General features: G+C 61.3%; 1 protein-coding gene. It reads left to right on the forward strand.

The window, feature by feature from the left end:
* The first annotated feature begins 180 nt into the window (after nt 1-180).
* A complete protein-coding gene (locus OZ411_RS43140; RefSeq protein WP_282532833.1) occupies nt 181-324 on the forward strand; it encodes a hypothetical protein in 144 nt (47 codons plus the stop codon).
* The last annotated feature ends 87 nt before the right edge of the window (nt 325-411 follow it).

The following is a 411-nucleotide window of genomic DNA, read 5'->3' on the forward strand; positions in this document are numbered from 1 at the left end:
AGCACGGCGGCCATGAGTTTGACAATGGCCCCGCGGGCGCTGACTTTCGGCATCAGCGCCTCCAGTCCAATGCGCCGGCCTTGTTGACGTTCCTATAGACCGCGCAGCCGCTCTGCGCCCAACCCTAGCCGGCGACATAAGGCGATGGCCGGCCTTGCTCTGCGACGCTGATGCTGACCAATGCGCGTCCTCACCAACACCAAACAAGAGCGCTTTGCACAGGAACTCGCCAAGGGCAAAATCGCAGATGAGGCGTACCAACTGGCGGGCTGCAAGCCCAACCGGGGCAACGCTACCCCAAAAAGCAAATCAAAGCATTTCTGATCACGTTGCCGAGCTCCTGGAGCGCGGAACCAAGCGCGCCTGATTTTCGCACTTCTGAATGGGCCGCTCGGAGCCGTCAATGGCGGG

The sequence above is a fragment of the Bradyrhizobium sp. Arg237L genome (genome assembly GCF_029990105.1).
Taxonomy (GTDB): domain Bacteria; phylum Pseudomonadota; class Alphaproteobacteria; order Rhizobiales; family Xanthobacteraceae; genus Bradyrhizobium.